The 18,151-nt window shown below is 45.8% G+C and carries 22 protein-coding genes; all 22 read right to left on the reverse strand.

The genetic code is table 11. From position 1 onward, the window contains the following. Positions 1-14: 14 nt before the first annotated feature. The 22 genes from ACFPRA_RS09715 to rho all read right to left on the reverse strand — a co-directional run bounded on the left by ACFPRA_RS09715 (position 15) and on the right by rho (position 17,978). Positions 15-554 carry a F0F1 ATP synthase subunit delta gene (locus tag ACFPRA_RS09715; RefSeq protein ID WP_381433389.1) on the reverse strand — a complete coding sequence of 180 codons (540 nt, stop codon included), beginning with the start codon at positions 552-554 and terminating at the stop codon, positions 15-17. Beyond that, positions 551-1,096 carry a F0F1 ATP synthase subunit B gene (atpF, locus tag ACFPRA_RS09720; RefSeq protein WP_381434849.1) on the reverse strand — a complete coding sequence of 182 codons (546 nt, stop codon included), beginning with the start codon at positions 1,094-1,096 and terminating at the stop codon, positions 551-553. Before atpF ends, ACFPRA_RS09715 begins: the two co-directional genes overlap by 4 nt. Before the next feature lie 344 nt (positions 1,097-1,440). Beyond that, complete coding sequence (atpE, locus tag ACFPRA_RS09725; protein WP_239392363.1) at positions 1,441-1,653, reverse strand: F0F1 ATP synthase subunit C; 213 nt, start codon at positions 1,651-1,653, stop codon at positions 1,441-1,443. Positions 1,654-1,720: 67 nt separating this feature from the next. Beyond that, on the reverse strand, positions 1,721-2,431 hold the full coding sequence (gene atpB, locus ACFPRA_RS09730) for a F0F1 ATP synthase subunit A (RefSeq protein ID WP_381433392.1): 711 nt from the start codon (positions 2,429-2,431) through the stop codon (positions 1,721-1,723). Positions 2,432-2,460: 29 nt separating this feature from the next. After that, positions 2,461-2,832 (reverse strand): ATP synthase subunit I, encoded by a 372-nt coding sequence (locus tag ACFPRA_RS09735; protein WP_239392361.1) that lies wholly within the window; start codon positions 2,830-2,832, stop codon positions 2,461-2,463. 725 nt (positions 2,833-3,557) lie between these two features. Then, positions 3,558-4,679, reverse strand: a complete 1,122-nt coding sequence (gene wecB, locus ACFPRA_RS09740) for a non-hydrolyzing UDP-N-acetylglucosamine 2-epimerase (RefSeq protein WP_381434852.1) — start codon at positions 4,677-4,679, stop codon at positions 3,558-3,560. A 19-nt stretch (positions 4,680-4,698) separates the two neighbouring features. Next, on the reverse strand, positions 4,699-5,328 hold the full coding sequence (gene upp, locus ACFPRA_RS09745) for a uracil phosphoribosyltransferase (protein WP_381433396.1): 630 nt from the start codon (positions 5,326-5,328) through the stop codon (positions 4,699-4,701). A gap of 341 nt (positions 5,329-5,669) precedes the next feature. Further along, positions 5,670-6,911 carry a serine hydroxymethyltransferase gene (gene glyA, locus ACFPRA_RS09750; protein ID WP_381433399.1) on the reverse strand — a complete coding sequence of 414 codons (1,242 nt, stop codon included), beginning with the start codon at positions 6,909-6,911 and terminating at the stop codon, positions 5,670-5,672. Between the two features lie 65 nt (positions 6,912-6,976). After that, entirely contained in the window at positions 6,977-7,522 is a 546-nt protein-coding gene (locus tag ACFPRA_RS09755; RefSeq protein ID WP_381433402.1) for a TIGR01440 family protein, read from the reverse strand. A 79-nt stretch (positions 7,523-7,601) separates the two neighbouring features. Continuing rightward, a complete protein-coding gene (gene rpiB, locus ACFPRA_RS09760; RefSeq protein ID WP_381433406.1) occupies positions 7,602-8,039 on the reverse strand; it encodes a ribose 5-phosphate isomerase B in 438 nt (145 codons plus the stop codon). Between the two features lie 138 nt (positions 8,040-8,177). Continuing rightward, positions 8,178-9,473, reverse strand: a complete 1,296-nt coding sequence (locus tag ACFPRA_RS09765) for a methyl-accepting chemotaxis protein (protein ID WP_408020214.1) — start codon at positions 9,471-9,473, stop codon at positions 8,178-8,180. Next, positions 9,473-9,916, reverse strand: a complete 444-nt coding sequence (locus ACFPRA_RS09770) for a low molecular weight protein arginine phosphatase (RefSeq protein ID WP_381433409.1) — start codon at positions 9,914-9,916, stop codon at positions 9,473-9,475. The genes ACFPRA_RS09765 and ACFPRA_RS09770 overlap by 1 nt, the downstream gene beginning before the upstream one ends. A 61-nt stretch (positions 9,917-9,977) precedes the next feature. Next, positions 9,978-10,484, reverse strand: a complete 507-nt coding sequence (locus ACFPRA_RS09775) for a manganese efflux pump (RefSeq protein WP_381433412.1) — start codon at positions 10,482-10,484, stop codon at positions 9,978-9,980. A gap of 318 nt (positions 10,485-10,802) precedes the next feature. After that, complete coding sequence (locus ACFPRA_RS09780) at positions 10,803-11,831, reverse strand: L-threonylcarbamoyladenylate synthase (protein WP_381433415.1); 1,029 nt, start codon at positions 11,829-11,831, stop codon at positions 10,803-10,805. A 59-nt stretch (positions 11,832-11,890) separates the two neighbouring features. Further along, positions 11,891-12,460 carry a stage II sporulation protein R gene (locus ACFPRA_RS09785; RefSeq protein WP_381433418.1) on the reverse strand — a complete coding sequence of 190 codons (570 nt, stop codon included), beginning with the start codon at positions 12,458-12,460 and terminating at the stop codon, positions 11,891-11,893. Positions 12,461-12,503: 43 nt separating this feature from the next. Continuing rightward, the gene (gene prmC, locus ACFPRA_RS09790) at positions 12,504-13,376 is read right to left on the reverse strand and encodes a peptide chain release factor N(5)-glutamine methyltransferase (RefSeq protein WP_381433421.1); all 873 of its coding nucleotides are present in this window, start codon (positions 13,374-13,376) and stop codon (positions 12,504-12,506) included. After that, positions 13,351-14,427: a peptide chain release factor 1 gene (prfA, locus tag ACFPRA_RS09795; RefSeq protein WP_381433424.1), complete on the reverse strand. Its 1,077-nt coding sequence runs from the start codon at positions 14,425-14,427 to the stop codon at positions 13,351-13,353. Before prfA ends, prmC begins: the two co-directional genes overlap by 26 nt. Before the next feature lie 249 nt (positions 14,428-14,676). Continuing rightward, a complete protein-coding gene (locus ACFPRA_RS09800; protein ID WP_381433426.1) occupies positions 14,677-15,279 on the reverse strand; it encodes a thymidine kinase in 603 nt (200 codons plus the stop codon). 198 nt (positions 15,280-15,477) lie between these two features. Next, positions 15,478-15,699: a 50S ribosomal protein L31 gene (gene rpmE, locus ACFPRA_RS09805; RefSeq protein WP_239392349.1), complete on the reverse strand. Its 222-nt coding sequence runs from the start codon at positions 15,697-15,699 to the stop codon at positions 15,478-15,480. A 156-nt stretch (positions 15,700-15,855) separates the two neighbouring features. Continuing rightward, a complete protein-coding gene (locus tag ACFPRA_RS09810; protein WP_381433429.1) occupies positions 15,856-16,365 on the reverse strand; it encodes a DUF2165 family protein in 510 nt (169 codons plus the stop codon). A gap of 20 nt (positions 16,366-16,385) precedes the next feature. Beyond that, positions 16,386-16,574, reverse strand: a complete 189-nt coding sequence (locus ACFPRA_RS09815; RefSeq protein ID WP_381433432.1) for a DUF4177 domain-containing protein — start codon at positions 16,572-16,574, stop codon at positions 16,386-16,388. 120 nt (positions 16,575-16,694) lie between these two features. After that, positions 16,695-17,978, reverse strand: coding sequence for a transcription termination factor Rho (gene rho / locus ACFPRA_RS09820; RefSeq protein WP_381433435.1), 1,284 nt, complete (start codon positions 17,976-17,978; stop codon positions 16,695-16,697). Between the last annotated feature and the right edge of the window lie 173 nt (positions 17,979-18,151).

An 18,151-nucleotide genomic window follows, 5' to 3' on the forward strand; every position in this document is an offset into this window, starting at 1 on the left:
CTCAAATTTCAGATTTATGATCCGATGAGATCCCGTTTCAGACGCTCGAGCTTCGCGCTCACGCTGCTGTCATAAATGCGGTTACCGATTTGGAGACGGACGCCCCCGATCAGATTCGGATCGATGATATTGTCAATTCGTAAAGACTGTTTACCGACTTTCCTTGCGAACGCAGTGGAAATGGATTGGCTTTCGTCGTCTGTCAATGAACGTGTAGAGTACACTTTCGCTTCAGCGACGCCTGCTGCATCATTTGCATATGCGTTAAACTCATCGACAAGGTGAACAACCTCGTTGATGCGCTTTCTGTCGACCAGGACGGACAGCGTATTCAAAATGAGCGGGTTTGCTCCTTTAAATAGGTCTGTAAGCAGTTCTTTCTTTTTCGTTACGGATAATCTCGGAGATTCAAGCAAATGCCCGAGTTGTTCATTGTCTTGGAAAGCCTTTTTCAGTTCTTGGAGATCTTCCAGAACCGGTCCAGTCTGTCCATTTTTTTGTGCCAATTCAAACAATGCGAGGGCATAGCGTTGTGCCGCAACCGATTGGCTCATCGGCCTTCGCCTGCCTTCACAATCGTTTCTTCAATCAATGCGCGGTTATCCTCTTCGGAAATTTCTTTCCCGAGTACTTTAGACGCTGCAAGGATAGATAGTGATACGAATTCTTCGCGGACTGCCGCAATGGCTTTGTCCTTTTCAGTTGCGATTTCGACTGCAGCCGCTTCTTTTATGCGGCCCACTTCTGCACGCGCAGCTGTGATCAGTTCTTCACGCTGTGTTTCCCCTTGCCTGCGGGCGTTTTCAACAATCTCTTGTGCGTTATCACGCGCTTCTTTTAACAATTGACGCTGTTCTTCAAGAAGTTTCTGTGATTCTAGACGACTTTTTTCAGCCGCATCGATCTCATTCGCGATCAACTCAGCGCGTTGATCCATGACACCCATAAGTGGTCCCCATGCAAATTTTTTCAAAAGAAGCATGAGTATCGTGAAAAACACGACTGTGACGATGATATCGCCAAGGTTCAGTCTGTTGTTTAAATCTGCTAAAAATCCTACAGTAGCATGATCTGCTACGTGGATGAAGGTATCCATAAACACGATTGTTTCACTCCCTTCAAGTGCTTCTACCTTTTTATTTGAAAATTGGAATGCATTTCTTTTTGCAATTGATCAATTACGCCTCGGCGTAATTGCGTCCAGATTTTGAATCGAGCTTGCTCGATTCACTCCTTTCAAAATCTGTGACATCCGCCGGAGGCTTTATCTTCGTTCAGCGGGCGTTTGAACATCCGCTGAACAGGTAAACCAAACCGCATTCATCTCGCCATCTTAGAGGTGGGAGTTTTCTGCTGAATGAAGATAAATTTCTCTACATAAAGGAATGGCGAAGGACCTCTTACTGCGCTCTTCGCCATTTTGTACTTAGTTCTTCATAATTAGCGGTTCATGACGATAAATGCAACTACTACTGCGATGATTGGAAGTGCCTCAACAAGAGCAACCCCGATGAACATTGTCGTTTGAAGTGCACCGCGAAGTTCTGGTTGACGTGCAATCCCTTCAACTGTTTTAGAAACGATAAGACCGTTACCGATACCTGCGCCAAGTGCACCAAGACCGATTGCGATAGCTGCTGCTAATAGACCCATAGTATAATTTCCTCCTAAGTATAGTTGTATTTTTTGTTTGTCCACCCTGAAATTGGGTAGTATATGTTTAATGATCCGTGCTCACTTTATGTGAGATATAGACCATCGTTAACATAACGAAGATGAATGCTTGGATCGCCCCGATAAAGACCGAGAATCCTTGCCAAGCGAGCGCCGGGATCAATGCTCCAGCAAAACCAACGGCACTGGAGGCCCCAAGTGTTGCAAGTAGACCGATGAGGATTTCCCCTGCGAAAATGTTACCGTAAAGACGTAGACCGAGTGTCAGCGTGTTTGCGAATTCTTCAATAATTTTCAATGGGAAGAGGAACGGCATCGGTTTGAAATAGCCTTTCCCATACTCTTTGAAACCAAGAAGTTTAATACCGTAGTAATGCGATAGGATAACGACCAAAGATGCAAGTGTCAGTGTTACAGTCGGATCTGCTGTAGGTGATTTCCACCATAGATACCCATCCCAATAAATCGCAAATGGCAATCCGAGGACGTTTGCTACGAAAACGAACATAAGAAGTGTGATGCCAAGAATATGGAATCGACCGCCCGTTTTCCAGTCCATGTTATTTTTAATGATACCTTTCACGAAATCCATGACCCATTCCATGAAATTCTGCATGCCCGTCGGTTTCATCTGCATTCTGCGTGTAGCTGAAACTGCGATGAGAAATACGATGAGACATGTAACGAAAAGCATTAAGATGTTTGACGCGTTAAATACAATACCAAAAAGATTAAAATTAGGATTTCCGTGGTTCACGTTTCGTTCACCTCCCTCTAACAATCGAATTATTCATACTGTTTGTGGAATATGATCCTATCAGCCAGTAACAGGATGTATGGAATCATAAGACCGATCACCGTGCTAACCATGTCAATATGTTCCGGCAGCGAAATCGCGATAGCGGCCGCGGCCATACCGGATGCGAAACGCATCGCTGTCCCTATTGATGCTCCTCCTTTTCCTTTTGAAACGGAATCATCAAATCGCTTCATTCTACGGACAAGAATCCAGAAATTATACAATCCAAAGAACGATCCGAGTATTAAACCTGCGAAAATCGTTTGATAATCAGTGAATCCCCATCCGAGAACGAACAATGCGAGCAAAAAAAAGACGCCTTTCCTTTGCCGGTTATGTATTTCTTGCAGTGTTTGCATGATCGGTTATTCTCCTGATTCTTGTTTTTTTTGGATAGTATGGAGCATTGCTGCAACGCCTTTTGAAAGGTCATGCGCAAGCAATTCAAAAGGACAAGCGGGGTGGTTCCCGTTCCGCCGTCCAGCCTGTTACTTGTCCAGTCGTCAGTTTCCGAAAATTCCATGGGTATATGGAGATTGCCATAAGACTGAGTTATGACTTCTACCAAAAGTATCCCCCGGTTCCGGTTTACTTCCGCTTTTCCTGTAGGCAAAGACTCCGAAAAGGATAGAACCTAGAAATTATACATTTTTGTCGAAGTAGAGGCGATTTACAGAAAGTGCTTCTTAACCTATTAACAGTCCAAAAGCAATTCTCGCGCAATTCCGACATGATCAGGCAGTAGTGATAGCGAGCGTTCATCATTTCGCCATGCAACTCTGTTGCATGCATATGAAAAACCCCTATCATTCTTACCCTTTGTAAGCATACAATAGGCATATTTTGATGTCAATTGATTCCCGTGAAATTCTTCACAAAGTGTTCGTTTTGTCAAACAATCGACAAAATTGAGGGGATGGCTTGTTCTAGGGGTTTCCCTTAGGAACAAAAGCGGAGGGTGCCCGGAGTCTAGACGATGGAAAAAGCGACCGGAATTACTTTACAGCATATACTTCAAAAAAGAGTGTAGACAAAGTAAAAAAACAACTTTGTCTACACTCTGAGTGATCGGTAAATCCGGTTTTTATTTTATAGAAGATAAGTATTCTTTCAACGCTTCGACGATTCGTTCGGAAGCGTGTCCGTCACCATATGGGTTCGATGCTTGGGCCATTTTCGTGTACTCGTCTTTGTCGGAGAGAAGCGTGTCTGTCAATTCGAAGATCGTGTCCTCATCCGTTCCTGCGAGTTTCAATGTGCCGGCTTCGATTCCTTCAGGTCGCTCGGTTGTATCGCGCAAAACGATTACCGGTTTCCCGAGTGATGGCGCTTCTTCTTGGATACCACCGGAATCGGTCAAAATAATGTGGGCGCGTGCGGCAAAGTTATGGAAGTCGACCACTTCAAGCGGTTCGATCAGATGTACGCGATCATTACCTCCAAGAAGTTCGTCAGCGACTTCACGGACTGCTGGGTTCATATGCACGGGGTAGATGATTTGAACATCGTCATGTTTTTCAAGCAATCTGTTGATGGCACGGAACATGTTGCGCATCGGCTCACCGAGGTTTTCTCTGCGATGTGCTGTCAATAATATCAGTCGATCCGTCCCGATCTTATCCAGAACAGGATGTGAATATTCTTCGAGCACCGTCGTCCGAAGTGCATCAATCGCCGTGTTGCCTGTAATATAGATGCGCTCTTCCGGTTTCCCTTCGTCCAATAAGTTACGTGCCGATTTTTCGGTCGGTGAAAAATGAAGATCGGCGAGTACTCCTGTCAATTGGCGGTTCATCTCCTCCGGATAAGGGGAGTATTTGTCCCATGTACGGAGCCCCGCTTCCACATGACCGACCGCAATTCGGTTATAGAATGCAGCAAGACTCCCGATAAAAGTCGTCGCCGTATCCCCGTGAACGAGCACGATGTCGGGCTCTGCTTCCTTCATGATTCGATCGAGTCCTTCCAGTCCGCGCGTCGCGACATCGACGAGCGTTTGCCGATCCTTCATAATGTTGAGATCGTAGTCGGGCGTGATGCCGAATGTTCCTAGTACTTGGTCAAGCATTTGGCGGTGTTGAGCCGTTACCGTTACAATCGACTCTATATCGTCCGCATGCTTTTGCAATTCCAGTACGAGCGGCGCCATTTTGATGGCTTCGGGCCGCGTGCCGAAAATCGTCATCACTTTCCATTTCTTTGTCAAAACGTTCACGCCTTCCACATCATTTTGTTCCGAAAAGTCTATCTCCTGCATCGCCAAGTCCTGGTACGATATAGCCTTTTTCATCCAATTTTTCATCGAGTGCGGCAATATAAATGTCCACATCAGGGTGCGCTTCCGTCATTGCTTGAACCCCTTCTGGAGCCGCAATCAGACACATGAATCGGATGTTTTTCGCACCGCGTTTTTTCAATGAATTGACCGCTTCAATCGCAGATCCGCCTGTCGCGAGCATTGGGTCAACGAGGATCAATTCACGCTCTGAAACGTCTGAAGGCAGTTTTACATAGTATTCGACCGGTTGCAATGTTGCCGGGTCGCGGTAGAGTCCGATATGTCCAACTCGGGCAGCTGGAATCAGGTTTAAAATTCCGTCTACCATGCCGATTCCCGCACGTAAAATCGGGATAATGCCCAATTTTTTACCAGCGAGCACTTTCGAATTCGCTTTTTTGACCGGTGTTTCAACCTCCACTTCCATTAGCGGAAGTTCGCGTGTAATTTCGTACGCCATGAGCGTCGCCACTTCATCAACCAGTTCACGGAATTCTTTCGTTCCTGTGTTCACGTCACGTATATGTGTCAGTTTGTGTTGAATGAGTGGATGATCAAAAACATGTACTTTTGGCATGATTATTCGCCCCTTTTCGGAATGTCTTGTTTATTATAGCAGAAATGGACTACATGGACATCTGCCAGCTAAACGTTTTTCTGTTTTCAAGTTGTCAGTCGATTTCAATCGGTGGTGATTGATCATTTGCCGTGTTGATTGAGCTCTTGTGATGTTGGTTTGAGCGCTTGGCGTGATGGTTGAGCTCTTGGATGCGGGATTGAGCGCCTGGCTTGATGGTTGATCACTTAGATGCAAGTTTGAGCGCCTGGCTTGATGATTGAGCTCTTGGATGTAAGATTGAGCGCTAAGCCATGCACAACAAGCCGCTATCTATGATGGCGGCTTGTTGTTTCAGATGATTATGCGTAGAGCGGGAACTTGTCCGTCAATGCTGCAACGCGTTGTTGTGCTTCTTTTTTCACGGCTTCGTCTTCAGGGTTTTTCAGAACGCTCGCCATGATGGATGCGATTTCCTTCATTTCTTCTTCTTTGAAACCGCGCGTCGTTACTGCCGGTGTACCAAGACGGATACCGGATGTTACGAATGGGCTTTCTGTATCGTAAGGAATTGTGTTTTTATTTGCAGTGATACCAACTTCGTCTAATGCATGTTCTGCGATTTTTCCTGTAATACCAAGTGAGCGTAGGTTCACTAATACGAGGTGGTTATCTGTACCGCCTGAGACGATATCAACACCTTCTGCGATAAGTGCTTCTGCAAGTGTTTTTGCATTCTTTTTCACTTGTTGGATATACGTTTTGAATTCTGGCTTTTGCGCTTCACCAAATGCAACTGCTTTTGCAGCGATCACGTGCATAAGCGGGCCGCCTTGAACACCAGGGAAAATGGATTTGTCTAGTTTCCGACCGAATTCTTCTGAAGAAAGAATAAGTCCTCCACGTGGACCTCTTAATGTTTTATGCGTCGTTGACGTAACGAAGTGTGCGTGCGGCACTGGATTCGGATGTTCGCCAACTGCAACAAGACCTGCGATATGAGCCATGTCTACAAATAAGTAAGCACCAACTTCATCTGCAATTTCACGGAATTTCGCAAAGTCGATTTCACGTGGGTAAGCACTCGCGCCAGCTACGATCATTTTTGGCTTATGCTCAAGCGCTTTTTGACGGACATCTTCATAGTCGATCAGTTCGTCTTCTTTACCGACACCATATTCAACAAAGTTATACAATTCACCAGAGAAGTTCACCGGACTACCATGCGTCAAGTGACCGCCGTGTGATAGATTCATACCGAGTACTGTATCGCCTGGCTCTAGTACAGCGAAATAGACAGCCATATTCGCTTGTGCACCGGAGTGCGGTTGAACGTTTGCATATTCTGCACCGAAAATTTCTTTCAGACGGTCACGAGCGATATCTTCCACGACATCGACATGTTCACAACCACCGTAATAGCGTTTGCCCGGATAGCCTTCTGCATACTTATTTGTTAAATAAGAGCCTTGTGCTTCCATGACCGCTTCTGTTACGAAGTTTTCGGATGCAATCAGTTCAATGTTGGATTGTTGACGCTTTTTCTCCGCCATAATCGCTTCGTATACTGCTGCATCATCACGTTTTACATTGTTCAAATCCATGTTCTCATTCCCCTTATCATCTGTTTTTTTGTGGTGTCGGTAACTGACACCGGGTGTCTACGCATTTATTCATAAATTGCTCTTGTTCCACCGATTAACTTCGGCCGCGTTGTTGCTACAGTCACAATCGCATCACCGATTTTTCCGATGCTTGTCCGTAGAGGGACTGCAACCGGTTTAAGATGCATGCCGATCAATGTCTGACCGATATCGATTCCCGCGGAGGCCCGGATTTCTTCCACTACAACTGGGTCTTCCATATGACGATAAGCATAGGCTGACATCGAGCCGCCCGCATGCGCGACCGGAATGACCGAAACCGGGTCAAGCTTAAATTTTTCAGCTGCCTTGCGTTCAATTGTCAATGCTCGATTGATATGCTCGCAACCTTGGAATGCAAGAAACAATTGATGTTTCTTGGCAAATTCCGTTAAAGGTTCGAAGAGCATTTCTCCGATTTCGATTGCTCCCGCAGTGCCGATGCGGCTACCCGCAATTTCGGAAGTGGAACAGCCGACGACAAAGAGCGTACCTGGTTCTAGATTGGTCTGTTCAGCCATTTCTGCCAACAATTGTTCTAATTGAGCCTTACATCGGTGTAAAACATCCATTTCTCTGCACCTGCCTTCTCCTAGAGTGACCCAGCTACTGTTGCCGGTGCCCTCTTGGCATTTCCGCTTCCGCTTTTCTTCAGTCTTCCAGATCCATCAGTTTGCCGATTCGGCGCTCATGACGGCCACCTTCGAATGTCGTATTCAGCCATGTAGCGACGATTTCCCTTGCAAGGCCCGGTCCAATGACACGTTCCCCCATTGCAAGGATGTTGGAATCATTATGCTGTCTTGTCGCTTTCGCACTGAAGACGTCATGGACAAGCGCACAACGGATGCCTTTCACTTTATTGGCAGCGATGGACATGCCGATCCCGGTTCCGCAGATCAGGATGCCACGATCAAAATTGCCGGATGCGACACCGTTTGCAACAGGCGTCGCAAAATCCGGATAGTCGACAGATTCGTTGGAATCCGGTCCGAAATCAACATATTCCACGCCTAATTCCACTAATAATTGCACGATTTCACGGCGGAGATTGTTCCCCCCGTGGTCTGAAGCTATCGCAATTTTCACAGCGTCCCTCTTTTCATAATTTACTTATAAATCATTCTACCATCTTCCCGTAAAAAAAACAGCGAAATTTAGCACCTACATCATGTCATTTAAAAATGATGCCAAGCATACTAGCTGGCATCATTTTTATAGTCATTATTATTTTGCTCGATCAAATTTGTGGATGACGTTGTAAAGCTCTTCCGATTGTCTTTTCAATTCACTTGCCATCGCATCCACCTGTTCAATAGAGCGAACTTGTTCTTCGGTCGCAGCGCTGACTTCCTGCGCACCTGCCGACGTTTCCTCTGCGATGGCGGCAACTTCTTGCGATTGGCGCGCCGTCGTTTCGATATTGGTCAACTGATTTTCAACAAATTTTGTAATATCCACAACGGAATCCGCCATGCCATTCACTTTCAAGGTCATCGCTTCGACATTTCCAGTCGTTTCATTCGCACGATCGGCTTCGATTGCCGCCGTTTTCACTTGTTGTTCCATCTCTTTCACGACTTTTGTGACGTCTGTTTGAATCGTCGCGACGAGTGCGGAAATCCCCTGAACCGCTTTGGCGCTTTCATCCGCGAGGACGCGCACTTCTTCCGCAACGACAGCGAATCCTTTACCCTGTTCGCCGGCACGTGCCGCCTCGATGGATGCGTTCAATGCGAGCAAATTGGTCTGTGCTGCGATATTTCCGACAAACTGAACAATTTCACCGATTTTTTGTGCATTTTCATCAAGCTGTCGAATGGTTCCCAATGTCAACTCACTTTGCGCCGACATATTCCGGATTCCCTCAACGAGCGTGCGGAATACTGCCGTTGTTCGTACAAGTTCATCCATCATCTCTTTTGAACGAACCGACGAATCTTCTGCCCGGTTATTCACCTCGACAGCCAATACGCGTACATCTTCAATCGCTTCCGCGGTTTCCTGAATGGCAATTGCCGATTCTTCCGCTCCAGCGGATATTTCCAGAATGGTTGAGGATACCGCGTCTGCTTGTCGAGTCGCAGCCCCGGTTTCCGCCGATAGTTTGTCCACTGTTGTTGCCGTTTTCTCAAAGTTCGTTTCGATTTGTTCAACAACTGTGCGTAAATTCAAGACCATGTGCTGAAATGCTTCTGCAAGTGAACGGATTTCATCGGATGATCGCGGTAATTCGATATCCATTCCGATTTCACCAGCCGCCACTTTATTGGCCGCCTGCTCAAGGTTTTGCAATGGTTTCGTTAAAATGGTACTGAATAATGCCGCTAATAGGCCAGACCAAAATATCCCCAATGCATACGTCATCACCGCAAACCAGAACTTATCGAAATTCGGAAAGAATTGCGGTTGTATAAAGTTGATGAATACCGCACTCGTCGTATACGTGACAATCGCTAATATCGTGACGAATAACACAAGTTTTTTTCGTAACCCGAACTGCTTCTTCCCCATATTGCTCATCATTTTCCCTCCGCCAATTTCTGTTCGAGCTGGTCGATGATCCGTGACAATTCAGTGAATGTATGTCGATATGTTTCCAAATCGCCTCCGAAAGGATCATAGACATCTCCATCTTTTTCTGCTTGAACAAATCCTTTTAACGTAAACGTCTTACGTTCCACTGCGGGATTAACGTGTAGAAGCGCCGATTTATGCGCTTCTGTCATGGTCAGGATGAGATCCGCCCATTCCAAATCCTCTTGTGTGACGGCTCTAGAGACAGGTGTATGCGGCATGTCCGCCTCGTCAATCAATACCTGCGCATGCTGTGAAATCGGCCAGCCATCCTGCGCATAAATACCCGCCGAACGGACCACCATACCGTCGATCTTTTTCGATCGAAGAATAGCCTCTGCCATTGGACTTCTACATGTATTTCCCGTACAAATCAAATAAATGTTCATAATTGATCACCTTCTATATCTTTAGAATAACGGAGTTCTATGAGGAAAGAAATAGATAATTTCAACGAAAGCATGACATTATTCCCAGAACCAACAAAGCGATGCCTGCCAGACGCTTGAGAACTTTTCCATTTTTGATCCCTAGATGGCGTTTAAAACGAAGCACAGCATAAGAAAATAGTAAAGAAAGCAATCCGGATGCCATGATAAAAAGCGTCTTATCCAATTGGAGCATCCCAACCGATACACTGACGGAGAAGGTATCCAGACTGACAGCAATCGCAACCACAGCCGGAGATATCGTCTTATTGACCACTGTTTTTGCATCTTCATCATGCAAAAGCATTTGAATGCCGATCAAGCCCAACAATACACCGGATAATAATCCGCTCCATTCCGAAAAAAGACTCGCTGTCATTTCTCCTGCCCAAAAACCGAGAAACGGAAATGCCATATTCAGAAAGGCTGTCCAGAGCGCTAATTTGAATCTTCCTTTTTTCACTTGTAACAAGGCGTAGACGATGAGAATATCGATTGTCGTAATCCCTGCCACGAATAATTCCGTCAAACTAAAACCTCCCCAGATACCACATTCGTCCATTTTATGCGATACCTAAGGAGGTCATGCCTATTATATCAATTACGCCTCGGCGTAATTGCGAATCGAACATCGAAGGGTTCGATTTGCCATATTTCTGCTTTTTTTGGCAGAATTTAAGGCACTTTCAGAACGCTGCGACCTTAGCCTGAGTTCCTTTATGCAGCAGGGAATTTAGACTCCCTTTGATTAAAATGCATTCTGGCATTCATCCCGCCACTTATGGAAGTGAGGACTTCTGTAGCTGACGCTTCGCTTTCAGTACAAAAGATTTGCTGAATCAAGTTATCAGTCTTTGTAACGTTTTCCGTCAGCCGCTTTCGTCAAGCGGTTCATCACGGCTGCACCGACTCCGGTCAGATCCGTTTCAACCGCTAAGATTACATCCGCATCTGTCAAATCACATTGACGGAGTGCCCTGTACAGATTTGCCGCCATTGCTTCATGATCCTCCTTGGAACCGATAGCGAAAAACCAGTCCGCTTCAGGATTATCCAACTCATCCGGGCCAATTAACGCGACTTTCTTCCCTTCGTTATGCAGCGAGGCAATGGCGGCGCCAATTGTGTCAGATTCACTTCCGATCAAATAAAGCGGCGCTTCCGGTGCATAATGCGTATATTTCATACCCGGTGCACGTGGTGCTTTTTCGTCGGATACTTTGTTCTCAACTTGAACGGGACCGATGAGCGATTCAATCATTTCTTTCGTCACCCCGCCCGGTCTTAAAATCGCAGGGGGTGTCGTTGTCATATCGACGACCGTCGACTCCACGCCAACTCCCGTTTTCCCGCCATCCAAAATAAGCGGAATCAACCCTTTCAAATCCTCATATACATGAGAAGCTTCAGTCGGACTTGGCTTGCCACTTCGATTGGCACTTGGCGCAGCAAGCGGTTTCCGAAGTGTGCGAAGTAGTTCCAATGCGACGGGATGATCAGGCATTCGAAGACCGACTGTGTCTACACCCGGTGTCACATTTTCAGCAATGACACCAGGAATTTTAGGCAGAACAAGCGTCAGAGGCCCGGGCCAATAAGCAGCCATTAATTTTTCCGCTTCTGGCGTAATGCCAGTTGCATAGTTCGAAACCTCTTCCTGATGTCCTATATGTACAATGAGCGGATTATCAGAAGGCCGCCCTTTCGCTGCAAATATCTTTTGCACCGCTTTTTCGTCCGTGGCAATTGCTCCAAGACCGTATACCGTTTCAGTCGGAAACGCCACGACCTCTCCACTTTTCAATATATCCACAGCTTGTTTATATTTTTTTTCGTTATCCATATTTTTATCCACGGTTGCAACGATTGTTTCCATGTGTAAAACCCCTTTTATACACAGTTTTCATTAATTATCCACAAGTTTTGTTGATAACCTTATGAAAACCAAGATTTTATCCACTCCCAGACGAAGAATGTGACTTCTTCCTCCTCTTCTTTCCCCTGTTCTTCCTTTTGATCTGGAAAACAGATTTTCGGGAACAGTGCACACCACCAATTATCCCCACGTCCACTTCCAATTGTTAAGATATATGCATCATAAGTGGCTTGTGGATGAATGAAAAGCCCAGATCTTTTCGGCGGAAATAGCGCTTCCGTCCTTTCCAATGTAACCGCATGACCGTTGGACAAGGATTCAGCCACTTCCAGGACGGTCTCTTCAATCGCAACCAAGTTATCCACAAGCTCTTGGTCGGATTGCGAATCAGCAACTGCCTTTGCGATGAGCGGCTCGATTTCCCGCTGGATATTTCTTTTGATCTGTTGATCGACAGGGGCATCCGAATGCGCAAGTAATCGGAAACGAATGGTGTCCTCCTCTTCCACTCCCCCTGTGAATAGGGTAATGATGGATTGTATAATGAGCAGGACGATGATGAATTCAATGTATGGCAGCAACTTGTCCCATAATGTTTTCTTTCTCGCAACCTCGTAATCTTCTAACATAGTGATCCCCTCCTACTCGCATTGTCGCCAGAGGGAGGGGGATTTATTCACCAATCTTGCAAAATATCATTCGATCTTTACCGTTGATATCTTTTACAATTTCAATGACAGCTTTAGGAAATGCAATTTGGAAGAGCTGGTGCACAGCTTCGCCTTGTAAATAACCGATCTCGACGCCGATCAATGCATGACAATTCATAAGCGGCGGCAATGCTTCCGCAAGTTTTCGGTAAAAGAAGAGCCCGTCTTCGTCAGCAAATAGGGCACCATGCGGTTCGTGATCAAGAACCGTATCCGCCATTTGCTTAGCTTCGTCATGCGCGATATAAGGTGGGTTGGATAAGACAATATCCCACTTTTGCCCGGCAATCGGCGAAGTGAGATCCCCTAAACGGAAATCGATGTCGGCGTCGTTATCCACAGCGTTCTGTTTGGCGACCGCAATCGCCCTTTCGCTAATATCTGTTGCAGTGACAGAGGACTCAGGCCATTCTTTTTTGAATGAAATCGCGATCGCGCCACTTCCTGTGCCGATATCGGCGACTCGGATCGATTGTTGCGAGAACAGTTTCCGGCCACGCTGCAAGGCATTGTAGACCAGTTCCTCCGTTTCCGGACGCGGGATGAGAACATTGTCATCCACCTTGAATGTATATCCGTAAAACTGTTCGGTACCGATAATGTATTGCACCGGTTTGCCTGTGAGCAATTCACGCATCGCTTCCCAAAAGGCTTGCTGTTGTTCAGAAGTGAGCGGCTCACGTAAATCAGCAAGCAAACTGGCGCTTGTCTTTTGGGTGATATGCTCCATTAGAAGCTTTGCCGCATGGATGTCGAGTCCTTTTTCTTCTAATTGTGAAGTGGCTCGCTGAAGTGCTGCATACACTTGTTCAGTCATGCCGATCCAAACTTTCAAGGCGTTTCGCCTGTTCTTCAAGGATGAGTGCCTCGACGACTTCATCAAGTTTTCCTTCGATGATTTGATCAAGCTTTTGAATCGTCAAACCGATGCGGTGATCAGTCACCCGGTTTTGTGGGAAATTATAAGTGCGAATCCGCTCAGAACGGTCACCTGTTCCGACTGCCGATTTTCGACTCGCAGCATATTCTGCTTGCGCTTCTTGTTGTGCCGCATCATAGACACGAGCTTTTAATACTTTCATCGCTTTTTCACGGTTTTTAATTTGTGATTTTTCATCTTGCATGGATACGATGATTCCCGTCGGTAGGTGCGTAATACGAACAGCAGAGTCTGTCGTGTTAACATGCTGTCCACCTGCACCACTTGAACGGTATGTATCGATTTTCAGATCTTCTCGGAGAATGTCAATATCGACATCTTCGGCTTCCGGTAAGACTGCGACTGTCGCAGTTGATGTATGGATCCGACCGCCCGACTCCGTTTCCGGCACACGCTGCACGCGATGTGCCCCGTTTTCAAATTTTAATTTTGAATAGGCACCTTCGCCGTTAATCATGAAAATGATTTCTTTGAAACCACCCAGTTCGGTCGGAGAAGCATCCATCACATCGACTTTCCAGTTGTTCATTTCCGCATAGCGGCTGTACATCCGGAATAAGTTCCCCGCGAATAAAGCAGCCTCATCTCCTCCGGCCGCTCCCCTGATTTCCATGATAACGTTTTTGCTATCGTTCGGATCTTTCGGGACGAGCAATAATTTCAGTTGCGCTTCGAGTGCTTCGATTTTCTCTTCCAGCTCGGACAATTCCATTTTAACGAGCTCTTTCATCTCCTCATCGAGCGGTTCATTCAACATCTCTTTGGCATTTTTCTGTTCTGTAATCGCATTTTTATATTCACGATACGTCTCAACCGTTTCCTGCAGACCGGATTGTTCTTTCGAATAATCCCGGAGCTTTTTCATATCGCTCACGACATCTGGATCGCTCAGCAATTCATTCAGTTGATCGTATCGATCTTCTACTGCCTGAAGCCTTTCAAACATATTGGACACCTCATTTATAGAACTGATTTGTATGTTAATTGTACGGGAAATGGCGTGGTAAATACAGTTATTTCTCTGGTTGCGGTGTTGGGTTGGGTGCGTTGTGTACTTGGATGGGAGCGTTGCTTTCTTGATCGCTTGCGTTGTGAACTTTAAAGAGAACGTTGCTTTGTTAAGCGGGAGCGTTGTTTACTTTTGATTACTAAAAAATGTGAAAGCCGACCAGTTTTCCCAGGCCGGCTTTGTTGCTTATTGTTCCACAGTTGCGACTGAGGTGCCTTCTGGTACTTCATGGTGCTTGCGGCATCTTGCTTCATAGGCTTCTGCAGCACCAACCAGAATGACAGGATCATCGTATCCGGCTGGAACGCCGTTGATCAGTCTTTGGGTTCTGCTGGATGGCGAGCCGCAAACCGTGCAGACGGCTTGGAGTTTAGTGACATGCTCGGCGACCGCCATGAGACGAGGCATCGGTCCGAACGGTTCTCCCCGGAAATCTTGATCGAGTCCGGCAAGGATGACCCGGAATCCGCGATCTGCAAGATTCATGACCATGTCGACAATGCCTTCATCGAAAAACTGAGCTTCGTCAATGGCGATGACATCATACTCATCGGTGACGAATTCTTTAATATGCGCTGAGCTCGCAACCGGATTGGCGATGACGGTTGTCCCATTATGGCTGACGACCGCTTCCTCGCTATAACGATCGTCTATTTCCGGTTTGAATACAGCAATTTTCTGTTTGGCAAATTGCGCTCTGCGGATTCGGCGGATCAATTCTTCCGACTTCCCTGAGAACATGCTGCCGCAAATCACTTCGATCCAACCGCCTTGCATCGATACGTACATGTGAAATCCCCTTTCCACTTACTTATAAGGTCTTATTTTATCGTCATCAGAATATCGAACAAGTCGGATGTGACGTTTATTCTTTGTCGGATGGCTATGAATGATGCAATCCCTTATGTATGTTCGGATTAGTCCATCATTTTCTCCAAATAGAAATACCCGCCGATGCATATGCACCTGACGGGTATTGTGAAAGCCTTACTCTTCGTCGCGGCCTTCTTCTTTGAGACCATACTTTTTGTTGAAGCGGTCGACACGGCCGTCCGCTGCAGCAAATTTCTGGCGTCCAGTGTAGAATGGGTGGCATTCTGAGCAAACTTCCACTCGGATGTCCTCTTTTACAGAACCTGTTTCAAATGTGTTACCACATGAACAAGTGACAGTTGCTACTTTATAAGCTGGATGAATTCCTGCTCTCATCAATCTCTCTCCTCTCGCCCTGAACCATCTGGAACAGAGTTTTATTATAAGACTGATGCCTTACACGACCCGTGTATGTCAGCCGTATATGCAGCAGATGGTAATCAAGTTACCTAAGTGATTATAACAAATCCTATATTCTCATGCAACTATATTTTACTGCTCATTTAGGTTATCATCCTTGAGGGCCAACAAAATTGCGAAGCCGATCCAAACGGTTGTGATGTCCATTGCGGTTTCTTTCCCATTCCATATTTGCGATTGCCACATCGCGAACCATTCACTCCCAATGACGATAAAACCTAAAAACCAAATTGCAAAGCCGAGTATGAAAGCATAAAATCCAAACGCTTTTGCTTTGTTGAAACGAGATCCTGTCGATCGAATATTTTTCAGCATATGATAAACGCCTATGAAAGCAAGCAAACTGAAAACACCTTCCGCGATAATTAATCCCCAATAGGCAATTGTATGAAGGACAGGGCTTTCGATAGCACGCCACATTAATGCATTTCCTTCAAACGTTGTATCCATCGATAGCACATGGCGGACAAATTCATAATTTGAATTGTAATCCATTAGGTTTCCCGCAAATACAAAGAGTCCAAAAAGTCCTGCCAACAGCAGCGTAAACGTTTTTAATAAACGCAATGCAATGGTATTCAAGTAAAGCCACTCCTTTCATCTCATTTTTTTCTTTCAAATACGAGGTCGATCCTCTGCTCTTCTTTGGTTAAACCTGATAAATCCACGAATTGTACAAATCGCCATCCTTCCCTAGCATAAGTGTCAATGAGTTGCTTATACTCCTGATCAAGTGAGAAGCCTTCAAGCCTTCGGGTTAATCGGAGACTTTCAATATGGTATTCATACATTTCTCTTACCCTCCTCACTTTTATATACCCTCATTTCTGACAATAAACGCCAGCAAACGTCTATAGAGGCTATTAGATAAAAAAAAGATTTCGACTCTCAGATGAGAGTCGAAATCTTTTTTATAACAAGCCTTTGCCGTTTCGGTGGGCTTTCATTTCTTCGTTGAGTTTGTCGAAGAATTCTTCGTTTGTTTTGGTTTGGCGAAGTTTTTTCAAGAAGCGTTCGGCAAAGTCGGGTGCATCGGAAAATGTTTTTCGGATGGCCCATAGTTTTTCGAGTTGGTTGGATGGAATGAGCAATTCTTCTTTCCGTGTACCAGAGCGGCGAATATCGAGTGCTGGGAAGATTCGTCGTTCTGCCAGGTTCCGATCGAGATGAAGCTCCATATTACCGGTTCCTTTGAATTCTTCATAGATGACTTCGTCCATCCGTGAGCCCGTATCGATCAATGCGGTTGCGAGTATCGTCAAACTACCGCCCTCTTCCAGATTACGCGCTGCTCCGAAAAATCGCTTCGGACGGTGGAATGCGGCAGGATCGATCCCTCCTGATAGTGTACGTCCGCTTGGCGGGATAACCAGGTTGTATGCTCGGGCGAGTCGGGTGATGGAGTCCATTAAAATGACGACATCACGCTTATGTTCGACAAGACGCATCGCACGTTCCAGAACCAGTTCCGCCACTTTGACGTGGTTTTCCGGCACTTCATCAAAAGTGGAGCTGACGACGTCCGCTTTGACGGACCGTTCGATATCGGTCACTTCTTCCGGACGCTCGTCGATCAGCAGTACAATCAGTTCCGTTTCGGGATGATTTGTTGTAATTGCATTGGCAATTTCCTTTAATAACATCGTTTTCCCCGCTTTTGGCGGAGCAACGATCAAGCCACGTTGCCCGAAGCCGACCGGAGAAACAAGATCCATAATTCGGGTAGACAAATTATTTGGAGCTGTTTCTAAATGAATATGGCGATCCGGGTACAACGGTGTCAAAGCCGGGAAATGAACTCGTTCACGGGCCACTTCTGGGTCTTCCCCGTTGACGGCTTCCACATGCAACAAGCCATAATAGCGTTCTGATTCTTTTGGTGGTCGGACTTTCCCGGTTACTTTATCGCCATTCCGAAGATCGAATCGACGGATTTGAGAAGCGGAAATGTAGATGTCTTCCGAACTCGGAGAATAGTTGATCGGCCGAAGAAATCCATAACCTTCCGATTGAATGATTTCAAGAACACCTTCCATGAAGAAGTATCCTTCTTGTTCTGCCCGCGATTTCAAGATCGAGAAAATTAGCTCTTTTTTTGTAAGCTTTGCATAATAAGCTATTTTGTATTGTTTGGCTAGGCTGTATAACTCTTTCAAAGTCATATTTTCCAGCGCCGAAATTGTTAATATTGACATTTGTGTGCACCACTCTTTACATTAATGGTTTTTGGATTGGTTTAATAATGAAGGGGTTGATTCCGGGAAGGTTTTCTTCTAACATTCTTGGATGTGTTAATCAGTTCTCTTCTCTCCGCTACTTATGCGGGTTCTTATTGTACCATTTTTTCCTGTTGTATAGGTGAAGATGC

The organism is Sporosarcina soli (assembly GCF_042655805.1).
Lineage (GTDB): Bacteria > Bacillota > Bacilli > Bacillales_A > Planococcaceae > Sporosarcina > Sporosarcina soli.

Bases quoted from the DNA above. Each gene is read 5' to 3' on its own strand.
- ACFPRA_RS09715 (WP_381433389.1), bottom strand. From the start codon at position 554: ATGAGCCAATCGGTTGCGGCACAACGCTATGCCCTCGCATTGTTTGAA.
- atpF (WP_381434849.1), bottom strand. From the start codon at position 1,096: ATGGATACCTTCATCCACGTAGCAGATCATGCTACTGTAGGATTTTTA.
- atpE (WP_239392363.1), bottom strand. From the start codon at position 1,653: ATGGGTCTATTAGCAGCAGCTATCGCAATCGGTCTTGGTGCACTTGGC.
- ACFPRA_RS09735 (WP_239392361.1), bottom strand. From the start codon at position 2,832: ATGCAAACACTGCAAGAAATACATAACCGGCAAAGGAAAGGCGTCTTT.
- upp (WP_381433396.1), bottom strand. From the start codon at position 5,328: ATGCCAAAAGTACATGTTTTTGATCATCCACTCATTCAACACAAACTG.
- glyA (WP_381433399.1), bottom strand. From the start codon at position 6,911: ATGGATTTGAACAATGTAAAACGTGATGATGCAGCAGTATACGAAGCG.
- ACFPRA_RS09755 (WP_381433402.1), bottom strand. From the start codon at position 7,522: ATGGATGTTTTACACCGATGTAAGGCTCAATTAGAACAATTGTTGGCA.
- ACFPRA_RS09765 (WP_408020214.1), bottom strand. From the start codon at position 9,473: ATGAGCAATATGGGGAAGAAGCAGTTCGGGTTACGAAAAAAACTTGTG.
- ACFPRA_RS09770 (WP_381433409.1), bottom strand. From the start codon at position 9,916: ATGAACATTTATTTGATTTGTACGGGAAATACATGTAGAAGTCCAATG.
- ACFPRA_RS09780 (WP_381433415.1), bottom strand. From the start codon at position 11,831: ATGGAAACAATCGTTGCAACCGTGGATAAAAATATGGATAACGAAAAA.
- ACFPRA_RS09785 (WP_381433418.1), bottom strand. From the start codon at position 12,460: ATGTTAGAAGATTACGAGGTTGCGAGAAAGAAAACATTATGGGACAAG.
- prfA (WP_381433424.1), bottom strand. From the start codon at position 14,427: ATGTTTGAAAGGCTTCAGGCAGTAGAAGATCGATACGATCAACTGAAT.
- ACFPRA_RS09800 (WP_381433426.1), bottom strand. From the start codon at position 15,279: ATGTACGTATCGATGCAAGGCGGTTGGATCGAAGTGATTTGCGGCAGC.
- rpmE (WP_239392349.1), bottom strand. From the start codon at position 15,699: ATGAGAGCAGGAATTCATCCAGCTTATAAAGTAGCAACTGTCACTTGT.
- ACFPRA_RS09815 (WP_381433432.1), bottom strand. From the start codon at position 16,574: ATGTATGAATACCATATTGAAAGTCTCCGATTAACCCGAAGGCTTGAA.
- rho (WP_381433435.1), bottom strand. From the start codon at position 17,978: ATGTCAATATTAACAATTTCGGCGCTGGAAAATATGACTTTGAAAGAG.